Below are 10,189 nucleotides of genomic sequence, written 5' to 3' on the forward strand. Positions count from 1 at the left end.
GCGCCGGCGCGGCGGGCGCTGCGGCTCCGGGATCGCGGCTGCCGCTGGCCGGGCTGCGACCGCCAGGTCAACTGGTCGACGCCGCATCACATCGTCGCCTGGAGCAAAAACGGTCCGACCAACCTGACCAACCTCGTGCTCTTGTGTGTTTCGCTCACCATCGCCTCGTCCATGAAGGCGGATGGCAGGTGGTCAAAGTGGGTCGCGAGTTCCGCTTCCTTCCGCCCGAGCGGGTGGTGATGCGGCGGGCTCGGGGGCCGGGGGTGCGCTGGGCGGCGTAGGCCGCGCTATCGCAAGTCGGACCACCTGACGCGCGCGAGGCGAGGCGACCGCAAGCTTACGTACGGAGCTCGCGGCCGCCCTGCTGTCTAATCCGAGTCAGACCCTGGAAGGCTGCTTGATCTCGGCGAAGGCCGTCTCGAAGATCTCGACCTTGACGTCAGACGCGCCGGCCGCGTCCGCCGCGTCACGGCGCAGGGCGCTGACCCTGGGCTCGCTGGCCTCGAGGTCGGCCAATGTGTCCCAAACCGTTGCCACACTGCTCCGGCCGGTCATCCGGTTGACGTTGACGAGCGTTGCGCGGTAGCCCTTCTGGGCCTGCAGTACCGGCAACACCTGCTTCTGCATGAACTTGATGACGTTGTCGATCTTGTCCGGCACGCCGAGTACCGTGTTGAACCTGACGAACGCACCCGCCTTGGGCGGCTGGGGACGGTCGGCGATCATCTGCTCGAATCGATCGACGTCGACGATCGACCCACCCATTTCAGCCACGGATTGAGTTCGGCTGTCGATGCCGAATTGTTCGCTGGCGTTGAGCGCGTGGATCGTCTCCCACATGGTGATCCCGATCGCGGTCCCGGTCTTGCGATCCACCAGCAGCACCGCGCCGCCGTTGCCCGGTGTCGTTCGAGCCTTCGGAACCACCTTCTCCTTGAAGAAGGCGATCCCCTTCTCGAGTGCATCCGGCGAGGTCTGGAGCCGAGTCATACGTCCGTACATCGTTACCACCTCCAAGCCTAGACACACGCAACCCGGTAGCCGGGTCAGGTCAGGCAGAGCCTACTCCTCCAGGCGGGCGATGACTCCCCGATTTTCCCTACGAGGCGGCTGACCAACGCTCCCGCAGCTTCTGGCCGGCGACATAGCGGACGGACCGCCCACCGCCCTCCTGGTCGAGCCAGCCGTCGCGGCGGAGTCGCTGCAGGTCCTGTGCCGCCGTGGGGCTGGCCACGTCCGTCTCGCGCCGATAGTCGGCGTTCGCCACCGGTAATCCGAGCAAGGCCTGGTCCAGCGCGATGACGAACCGATCCGGATACCCGTGCTCGCGCGCCACCTGCTCGCACAGTTCGTGCCGCGCGGACGCGACTTCCAGCCAGCGACGCCGCTGGGTGGCCTCGAACACGTGCGCTTCGATGCAGAACTCGACCCACGCCGACGCGTCACGGTGCGGGTCGAAGGCCTGCCCTTGAATCTCCTCCAGGACGCCGTAGTACTCGCGCGTATGCCGCCCCAGGTACGGCTCGATGGAGACGAGTTCAGGACGGAGGAGTCCCTCCTTGGCCAGCACCAGGGATTGGACGACGCGGGCGACCCGTCCATTGCCGTCGCGAAAGGGGTGGATGGACACCAGGTTGAGGTGCGCCATCGCGGCGCGAATCACCGGATGACGCGAGAGGTCGCCGGCATCCAACCAGGTCGCCATCTCATCGATGAGGCCGGGAACCTCGCTTGAGGGGGGCGGCCGGTAAGGATCGCGACCCAGGCCGCGAGACACGATCACGGGTCCCTCGCGCAGCCGCCCCGGCCCCGCCTCGCGCTGCGGGTGACAGACGAGGAAATGCAGCTCGAGGATCGTCTGAGGCGACCATTCGAAGCGATGGTCTTCGGCCAGGACGCCGACCCGATCCATAGCCTGAGCGTAGGCGGCGATGATGCGCTGCGTCTCCTCCGAGGTGCTGGACGGGTGGCGTCCCGCGAGGATCTCGACGGTGTCCTCCAGGCTGGCGCCGTAGCCCTCGATCGATGTCGATCCCACCGTCGCTTCGGCCGCGGCCAGCCGGCGCAGAGCGCCGGTCCACGGCTGAGCGGAGTCGCCCAGATGCTGGGCCAGGTAGCGGCGCAGCACGTCGAGCTCGCCCAGGCGGCGTAGCAGCACGGGGGATTTGGCCGGCGTGGCGTAGATCGCCATGCCGATAGCTTAGGCGAATAAACGATTATTCGTTTATTCCGTTATTCGTCGAGCGCCGCCGGCAAGCCCCGTTAAGCTGGCCGCCGCCCGGCGTTAAGGCGTCGCCCTAAGAGCCGTCGCTTGCCGGCAGCGGCCTCGAGCTCCCCTGCCCGCTCACGCCGCTGCCGCAACCCAGCCGCTCAACTCCGCCGGTTCGACGGGACCTCCAGAATGAGGGAAGGTCGGCGCCGGGGCGGGGCTTTCGCGGCTGGAATGGGGGCGGTTGACAACGTTATCGGAATCCTAAGGGGAGTGGTTGACAACGTTATCGGAAACCTTGACAATTTCGCCGCGCATGTGTATGGTCCGCTCGTTTTATGGTCCCTCGAACACCGGCTCAGAGGTCTAGTCACCTGGCACCCGAAAAGAACCGGGTAGCAGCCGTGCTGGACGCGGAGTCTCGCCCGCTTGCGGCGGCTTTGGAGCCTTTGATGCGCCTCGACGGGATCTCCAAGCGCTATGGCAAGACGCTGGCGCTGAACGATGTGAGCCTCTCGATGGCGCCCGGCCGATGCCTGGCCATCGTCGGCGAGAACGGGGCGGGCAAATCGACGCTGGTCAAGGTCATCGGCGGGATGACGCATCCGTCCGAGGGCCGGGTCCTGATCGGCGGCCGGCCCGTCAACTTTCGCTCGCCTCGAGACGCCCAACGCTCGGGCATCGCCGTGATCCCCCAGGAACTGGCGTACGTGCCGCAGATGACGGTGGCGGAGAACCTGCTGGTCGGGCGCTGGCCCCACCTGCTCGGGGTCACCTCGCATCGCCGGATCCGGGAGCTCGCGGCCAGGGAGCTGGATCAGCTGGGCCTGAAGCAGCTCGGCATCGAGTTCGATCTCGACAAGCGGATGGACGAGGTCACCCTGGCGGAACGGCAGCTGGTGGAGATCAGCAAGGCTCTGTCCTGCGACGCCCGGCTCGTGATCCTCGATGAACCCACGGCGTCACTCAACGATGTGGAAAGCCACAAGCTGCTCGAGCGCCTGGAGGCCTTCAAGAGCGCCGGCGTCGGCGTGGTGTACATCTCGCACCGGCTGGCCGAGTGCTTCCGGCTGGCCGACGAGATCGCCGTGCTGCGCAACGGCCAGGTCGTGGCGGTCGTCAGCCCTGAGGCGACAAGGCCAGGCGAGATCGTCTCCCTCATGCTGGGAACCGAATACGAGGAGCCTCCCGTCCCGACGTCCGAGCGCGCCTCGACCGAGGGCGCTGTTCTGGGTGTTCGCGATTGGCGCTCAGACGCCGTTCCCCGGCTGAGAGGGGTCAGCTTCGAAGTCCAGGCCGGCGAGATCCTCGGCATCTTCGGCCTGTTCGGCTCGGGGGCTGAGGCGATCGCCCGCGGCCTGGCCGGCCATGGCTCTCGCATCAGGGGTGAGCTCCACATCGACGGCAAGGTGCGGCCACCCTTTCGCCGCCCGGAGCAGGCTCGGCGGGCGAGCATCGCGTACGTGCCTGCGGAACGGAAGATCGACGGCCTCGCCCTGGGCCGCTCGATCGCCGACAACATGAACATGCTGATCCTGCATTCGCTGTCGCGTTTCGGCGTCATCAGGGAGCGGCGGCAGCGTGAGGAAGCCCGCCGGCGCGCGGCGAGCTTCGACGTACGGCTCGCCGATGTCATGCAGCCCGTGGGCGACCTGAGCGGGGGTAATCAGCAGAAGGTGCTGCTCGCCAGCCGGCTCGCCTTTGGGCCGAAAGTGGTGGTGCTTCACGAGCCGACCCGAGGTGTGGACGTGGGCGCCCGGGCGCAGATCCACCGCATTCTCAGGGAGACGGCGGCGGCAGGCACCGCCATGGTCCTGGTGACCTCCGACCTGGCGGAGGCGGTGGCGCTCAGCGACCGTCTGCTGATCGTGCGTGAAGGCCACGTGGCCGCCGAGCTGTCGGGTCCCCAGATCGCTGAGACCGTCGCCCTTCGGGTCGCCTCGGCGGCCGTGGCCAGTTAGGAGGCCGGGAGTGATCACCGTGGATCCCGAGGTGGCTGGCTCGCAAGGCAAGGTCGAGGAGCGCCGGCCCGGCGGGCTTCGCCGGCTCGCGCGCCGATCTCTGGTGGCGGGGAGCCGGTCCCCGGTGACCCTCGGCGTGCTCGTCTTCTACGTCGCCCTGGTCGCGTTCTTCTGGACCGCCGTGCCCGGATTCGGCACGTACAGCAACACCATCACCCTGCTGTCGTCCGCCAGCGTCGTCCTGATCGTTTCGCTCGGCCAGGCGCTGGCGATCATCTCCGGCGGATTTGACCTCTCGGTGGGCGGAGTCGTGCCCCTGGGAGCGGTCATCTACGCCCGGCTGACCAACTCCGGCATCGATCCCGTGCAAGCGCTGGCGGTGGTGGTGCTCGCCGGCGCCGCGGTGGGCGCCGTCAACGCCTTTTTGATCGGCCGGGTCGGCATCAATCCGCTGATCACGACTCTGGGCACGCTCTCGATCACGGGCGGCATCGCGTTCACGATCGCGGGCGGAGTCACGCTCGCCGTGGACCCGCGGGCGGGCCGCCTCGGCGACGCGGGTCCCGGCCAGATTCCGTACTACATGTTCCTGGCGTTGTTGCTCAGCCTGGCCGTCCACTTCCTGCTCAAGCGAACCGTTTTCGGGCGCCGGATCTACACCATCGGCGGCAATGCCGAGGCGGCTCGCCTGGCCGGCATCCGTGTCGACCTGGTGCAGTTCGGCATCTACATGCTGGCGTCGGCCCTCGCCGCCTTCGCCGGCGTCGTCGTCGCCAGCCAGGTCCTGGCCGCCACGGGAGCGCTCGGCTCCGACACCACGCTGGTCAGCGTGGCCGCGGTGGTCCTGGGCGGCGCCGCCCTGACCGGCGGCACGGGCGGTGTGCCGGGCACCCTGCTCGGGGTGCTCCTTCTGGGGACGGTGGCCGACGGCATGAACATCATGCGTGTGCCCGCCTTCTACCAGCAGGTGGTCACCGGCTGCGTGCTCCTGGGTGCGGTCGCATTCGGGAGGCTGCAGGAGGTCTGGCGCGCCCGCAGTCTGGGCACCGGCGGTTGACGCGCATCACCGCTCCGTTCGACAACCACAACAACGTGCGTGAAGGCCTTCGCGCGGCAATTGACGACATCACCGGAATTATTCAGATGGAGGATCGGGTATGAGGAGTTCGAAGTTCAGGTTTCGTTGGGGTGCCGCGGCGCTGGTGTCCGCGGGCCTCGCCGTCTCCGCGTGTGGAGGCGCCACCCAGGCCGGCAACTCGGCCGGCAACAGCACCGAGGTCAAGACGATCGCCTTCGCCGTGAACACGCAGTCGGCCGGCCAGTTCGTGACCCTGGCCGACAACTTCGTCAATTTCGGCAAGCAGATCGGTATCAAAGTCGACGTCTACAACAACAACGGCTCGGGCCCGACCGCGATTTCGAACGCCCAGCTGATGGTGGCGGCCAAGCCCGATGTCATCGTGGACTTCCCACCGGTGGCTGACGCCACCGCGCGGGTGGGGGACATCTTCAAGGCATCCGGGATCCCGTGCGTCGCCATGAACATCCCAATCCCGAACTGTGCTTTCTTCAACCAGTCGCAGGAGCGGTTCGCGCAGCTCGAGACGGACAACTTCGCCAAGCTGATGAAGCAGCGCGGCTGGGATGGCACCAACACCACCGTCGTCATCGAGCAGGCTTCAGAATTCGGCCCCACCGTGAACATCGCGGTGACCAAGTTCTACGAAGACATGTCCAAGACCATACCCGGCTTTCAGCCGACGCTGGCCAGCGCGATCACACCGCAGACGACCACCATCTCCGCCACCGGCGTGCAGGTGGACGCCGGAGTCACGGTCGACAGGTCCTTCACCACCTTTTCGCAGGCCCTGCAGACCATTCCTGCCGGCCGGCACATCGTGATCTACGCGGTCAGCGACGACGACATCGTGGGCAGCTACCGGGCGCTGGTCAACGCGCATCGCGAGGGCGATGCGATGATGGCGGGCTTCGGCGGCGATGAGCATGCGATCGAAGGCCTGCGCAGCAACCCGGCGTGGGTTGGTGACAGCGATGGATTCTTCACCTACTGGGGCGAGTTCCTGGTCGCCATGGCCGTGGGTATGAAGCAGGGATTGACGCCCCCGGCGCTGACGCTGTCACCGATGGTGGTGCTGACCAAGGACAACGTCAACAACTATTTCGATGCCGGGTCGAGCACCCCCAAGCAGATGCCTCCACTGCCTCCCGAGTCGCAGTGGCTGATCAAGACGGGCGTGCTTCAGAAGTTCAAAAATGTATCGGGTCTGAGCTGAGCTGAGACCAAGCTGCGCTGCTCGGTCGGATGGGCAGGAGTCCTCGTGCCTCCAGGGTCCATCTGACCGGGCGCCAGCCGCCCTGCCGTCCCAGTCCTGCGCCGCACGGGCACGGGCGGGAGGCGGGGATGCCAGGCAGAGCAGGAGTACTACAGATTGCCACCAGGGGGTGAATTCATGGCAACCGATAGATTGACCGCCGGAGGTCTTGAGGAGAGGAGCCGGCCGCGCCCGCTCCAGGATGTTCGCGTGCTGGACGTCAGTCGCGTGGTCGCCGGGCCGTTTGCCGGCCGGCTGCTCGCTGACCTGGGCGCGGACGTGGTCAAGATCGAGCCGCCCGCGGGAGACGCGACTCGAGCCTACGGCCAAGTCAAAGCCGGGCTCTCGGGAAGCTTCTCGCAGCAGAACGTCGGCAAGCGCAACATCTGCGTCGACCTGAAGGCGCCGGGCGGCGTCGATCTGGTGTTGCGGCTGGCCGCCAGCGCCGATCTGATGCTGGAGAACTTCCGGCCCGGCGTGCTGGATCGGCTCGGCCTCGGCTGGAAGACGCTGTCGGCCGTGAATCCCAAGTTGATCCTGCTTTCGCTCACCGGTTTCGGCCAGACGGGTCCCGACGCCGGACGGCGCGCTTACGCGCCGGTGATCCATGCCGAGACCGGCCTGGTGGCGCGCCAGGCCGCCTTCGACGCCAGGCCGCCGAGCGACCCGATGCCCTCGATCGCCGACACCAATGCGTCGCTGCACGGCGTCGTCGCCGCCCTGGCGGCCCTCCATCTGCGCCACGCCACCGGCCGCGGCCAGCACATCGACGTCTCCATGGCCGAGGCCATGCTCGCCACGGATGACTACTCCCATCACGCACTCGACGAGTTCGGCATCCTGCGTGTGGGCGGCGACGTCTGGCAGGCGCCGGGAGGTGCTCTGCTCACCGCCGGGCTCTTCTCGAACGTGTGGGGGATGCTGCGTGACGCCCAGGTCGTTGACGAGCCCGGTGGGGCCGATGCCGATTCTCCTGAAGCGACGAGGCGGCGGATGGCGGCGGTGCAGACCTGGATGGCCTCGTTCGCGGATCGGGCGAGCCTGATCGAGGCCCTCGAGTCGGCGGGAGTCGCCTGGGCGGACGTCTGCGAGCCGATGGAGGTCTTCAACTCCAGGTGGGCTCGAGCGCGGCGAGCCTGGGCGGAGGTCGACGATCGCAACGGCGGGGTGCGGCGCATCGTCCAGACGCCCTATCGATTCTCGGACGCCGACAGCGGCGTGCGCGGTCGTGTCTCCCATCGCGGTGAGGACAATGCCCACGTCCTGCGGGACTGGCTGGGCCTGGACTCGCGCGAGGTCCAGCAGCTGATCGCCGGCGGCGTCCTCCAGACGGACGGACGTGGCGCTGCGGCCGGTGATTCCGATTGAGCGCGGGCGTAGCTCCATGCCACTAGATCCCGAGGTCCAAGCTTTCCTGCAGCGCGCGGCGACGGCCGGGGCGCGGCCGCCCGAAGAGCTTCCGCTGGAGGAGGCACGCCGGGGCCCCGACTCCACGGCCGCGGCCCTGTTCGGGCCAATGGACGAGCTGGCGGCGATCGAGGACGCCACGATTCCGGGCCCGGGTGGTCCGATCCCCGTCCGGCTCTACCGGCCCTCGATGCGCCGAGACCTGCCCATCCTCATTTACTTCCACAGCGGGGGTTGGGTCGTCGGCAGCCTGGAAACGCATGAAGGCCTGTGCCGCGCGCTCGCGAAAAAGGGCGACTGCCTGGTGGTTTCGGTCGCCTACCGGCTGGCCCCCGAGCACAAGTTTCCGGCCGCGGTCGAGGATGCCTGGGCGGCGGTGCAGTGGCTGGCACGCCACGCCGACGATGTCGGAGGCGACCCGGCCCGGCTCGCCGTCGGCGGCGACAGCTCGGGCGGCAACCTGGCCGCCGTGGTCGCTCTGCGGGCTCGTGACCACGGCCTCGAACTGGCGCTGCAGCTCCTCGTCTATCCGGTTGTCGACTGCAACTTCGAGACCCTTTCATACCGTGAGAACGCGGAGGGCTACAACCTCAATCGCTCGACCATGCGCTGGTACTGGCGCCAGTACCTGGCGTCCGAGTCGGATGCCGCGAACCCGGACGCCTCGCCTCTGCGGGCGGTCGATGTGTCAGGCGTCGCGCCGGCTCTGGTCATCGTCTGCGAGTACGACCCTCTGCGCGACGAAGGCCTGGCGTATGCCCGCCGTCTGGAGTCGGCCGGCGTGCCTGTCAGCACCAGGTGTTACGAAGGCCAGATCCACGGTTTTTTGAGAATGCCGGCGGTGATCGGGCGAGCGCGTGAAGCGATCGGTGAGTCGGCGGGCGCCCTGAGGGCCGCATTTTCGAAAGTCATTGGTGGTGCTGATTCGACAGGAGGCAAGACCGTATGAGCAGCCAGCGTGTGATCACCGACGGACGAACGGTGACTGAGGCCGACATCGTCCAGTTCGCGGGCTTCTCGGGAGACTTCATGCCGCTGCACGTCGACGAGGAGTACGCCAGGACCACCCCGTACGGGACCCGGATTCTCCACGGCATCGCCACCCTCGCCATCTGCGGGGGGCTGGTCGTCCGTTCCGGGGTCTTCTCCGGACACCTCGGGATGCTGGGCATGGAGTACCGCCTGACGTCGGCGGTCCGGCCGGGGGACACGATTCACGTCGAGCTGGAGGAGATCTCCTCGCGGGTCACCTCCTCAGGCGACAAGGAGGTCGCCGTGTACGAGTTCAACGCCTACAACCAGAGCCAGGTCCAGGTCCTCGCCGGCAAGTGGACGCAGCTTCGACCGCGTGAGGGCACCGGCGCCGGACCGGCCGCCACGACCCTGGCCGGCGCCGGCGACCAGGAGGGAGGCACCAGGTGACAGAAGCTAAGCGACCGTACTTCCGGACCGCCATCAGCCGGGTCGAACCGGGAAAGATCAATGTCCGCGGCTACGACCTGACGGAGCTCATCCATGGCGCGGACTGGGTCGACGTCGCGTACCTCGTGCTCCACGGGGAGCGGCCGACCGCGCCGCACCGTCGCATGTTCGAGGCCATGATGTGCGCGGCCGCCGACCATGGGTTTGTCAGCACCTGCGCCGTCGCCGCACGCTACGCGGTCTCGGGCTCAGGCTTCCTGCCGGCCGGCATCGCCGCCGGGATCCTCGGCATCGGCCTGCACACCGCCATGCCGCAGCGGGTCGCCGAGATGCTGCGCGAGATCGCGCCCTCCACGGAACTGGCGGCCGGAGTCGATGACGCGGCGATCGACGCCGCGATCGGCGAGCGTCTCGGCCGCAAAGAGACGATTCCCGGGTTCGGCCATCCGCTCCACCGTTCGGGCGATCCGCGGACCGCCGCGCTCCTGGCCGTGGCCAGGGAGTGCAATTTCGATGGTGGATACGTGCGCCTGATGGAACGGGTCGGCGAACGCCTGGCGGCCGGATTCGGCAAGCGGCTGGTCATGAACGTGGACGGGCTGATGGGAGCCGCGTTCCTCGAGATGGACCTGACGCCGGAGGAAGGGCTGGCGATGACCATCCTGGGCGTCCTGCCGTCGATCGCGGCTCACGCCATCGAGGAGATGCGGGACGGGGCGCCGATGCGGATCGTGCCCAATGAATACTGCGAAGATCCTGGTCGGTGGTTGCTGCCACAGGGTTGACCCGAATGAATACAGGCTTCGTGCCCTCGATTCGATCTGTCGCTCTGGGGTCAGCGACCACCGTTAGGAAAC

10 protein-coding genes are annotated in these 10,189 nt (G+C 67.7%); 8 read left to right on the forward strand and 2 right to left on the reverse strand.

The window, feature by feature from the left end; genetic code table 11:
• Window positions 1-240: HNH endonuclease (locus EPN29_03930; protein TAN34271.1), on the forward strand; the 240-nt coding region annotated here is incomplete at its 5' end.
• A 138-nt stretch (window positions 241-378) separates the two neighbouring features.
• Here EPN29_03930 and EPN29_03935 read toward each other — a convergent pair.
• Window positions 379-990 (reverse strand): hypothetical protein, encoded by a 612-nt coding sequence (locus EPN29_03935; protein ID TAN34272.1) that lies wholly within the window; start codon window positions 988-990, stop codon window positions 379-381.
• Between the two features lie 109 nt (window positions 991-1,099).
• Window positions 1,100-2,191, reverse strand: coding sequence for a Fic family protein (locus tag EPN29_03940; GenBank protein ID TAN34273.1), 1,092 nt, complete (start codon window positions 2,189-2,191; stop codon window positions 1,100-1,102).
• Between the two features lie 356 nt (window positions 2,192-2,547).
• On the opposite strand from EPN29_03940, the gene EPN29_03945 reads away from it, so the two are divergent.
• The 7 genes from EPN29_03945 (at window position 2,548) to EPN29_03975 (ending at window position 10,117) form a co-directional block, all read left to right on the forward strand.
• On the forward strand, window positions 2,548-4,170 hold the full coding sequence (locus tag EPN29_03945; protein ID TAN34274.1) for a sugar ABC transporter ATP-binding protein: 1,623 nt from the start codon (window positions 2,548-2,550) through the stop codon (window positions 4,168-4,170).
• The gene (locus EPN29_03950; GenBank protein TAN34275.1) at window positions 4,082-5,227 is read left to right on the forward strand and encodes an ABC transporter permease; all 1,146 of its coding nucleotides are present in this window, start codon (window positions 4,082-4,084) and stop codon (window positions 5,225-5,227) included. The genes EPN29_03945 and EPN29_03950 overlap by 89 nt, the downstream gene beginning before the upstream one ends.
• Window positions 5,228-5,327: 100 nt before the next feature.
• Window positions 5,328-6,464, forward strand: coding sequence for a hypothetical protein (locus EPN29_03955; GenBank protein TAN34276.1), 1,137 nt, complete (start codon window positions 5,328-5,330; stop codon window positions 6,462-6,464).
• A gap of 177 nt (window positions 6,465-6,641) precedes the next feature.
• The gene (locus EPN29_03960; GenBank protein TAN34277.1) at window positions 6,642-7,871 is read left to right on the forward strand and encodes a CoA transferase; all 1,230 of its coding nucleotides are present in this window, start codon (window positions 6,642-6,644) and stop codon (window positions 7,869-7,871) included.
• Between the two features lie 16 nt (window positions 7,872-7,887).
• Window positions 7,888-8,859: an alpha/beta hydrolase gene (locus EPN29_03965; GenBank protein ID TAN34278.1), complete on the forward strand. Its 972-nt coding sequence runs from the start codon at window positions 7,888-7,890 to the stop codon at window positions 8,857-8,859.
• Window positions 8,856-9,332 (forward strand): dehydratase, encoded by a 477-nt coding sequence (locus EPN29_03970; GenBank protein TAN34279.1) that lies wholly within the window; start codon window positions 8,856-8,858, stop codon window positions 9,330-9,332. Before EPN29_03965 ends, EPN29_03970 begins: the two co-directional genes overlap by 4 nt.
• Window positions 9,329-10,117, forward strand: a complete 789-nt coding sequence (locus EPN29_03975; protein ID TAN34280.1) for a hypothetical protein — start codon at window positions 9,329-9,331, stop codon at window positions 10,115-10,117. Before EPN29_03970 ends, EPN29_03975 begins: the two co-directional genes overlap by 4 nt.
• Window positions 10,118-10,189 lie beyond the last annotated feature (72 nt).

Source organism: bacterium (genome assembly GCA_004299235.1).
Taxonomy (GTDB): domain Bacteria; phylum Chloroflexota; class Dormibacteria; order Dormibacterales; family Dormibacteraceae; genus SCQL01.

Excerpts from the sequence above, each read along its gene's own strand:
- EPN29_03940 (TAN34273.1), bottom strand. The coding sequence starts at position 2,191 with ATGGCGATCTACGCCACGCCGGCCAAATCCCCCGTGCTGCTACGCCGC.
- EPN29_03965 (TAN34278.1), top strand. The coding sequence starts at position 7,888 with ATGCCACTAGATCCCGAGGTCCAAGCTTTCCTGCAGCGCGCGGCGACG.
- EPN29_03960 (TAN34277.1), top strand. The coding sequence starts at position 6,642 with ATGGCAACCGATAGATTGACCGCCGGAGGTCTTGAGGAGAGGAGCCGG.
- EPN29_03935 (TAN34272.1), bottom strand. The coding sequence starts at position 990 with ATGACTCGGCTCCAGACCTCGCCGGATGCACTCGAGAAGGGGATCGCC.
- EPN29_03945 (TAN34274.1), top strand. The coding sequence starts at position 2,548 with ATGGTCCCTCGAACACCGGCTCAGAGGTCTAGTCACCTGGCACCCGAA.
- EPN29_03970 (TAN34279.1), top strand. The coding sequence starts at position 8,856 with ATGAGCAGCCAGCGTGTGATCACCGACGGACGAACGGTGACTGAGGCC.
- EPN29_03955 (TAN34276.1), top strand. The coding sequence starts at position 5,328 with ATGAGGAGTTCGAAGTTCAGGTTTCGTTGGGGTGCCGCGGCGCTGGTG.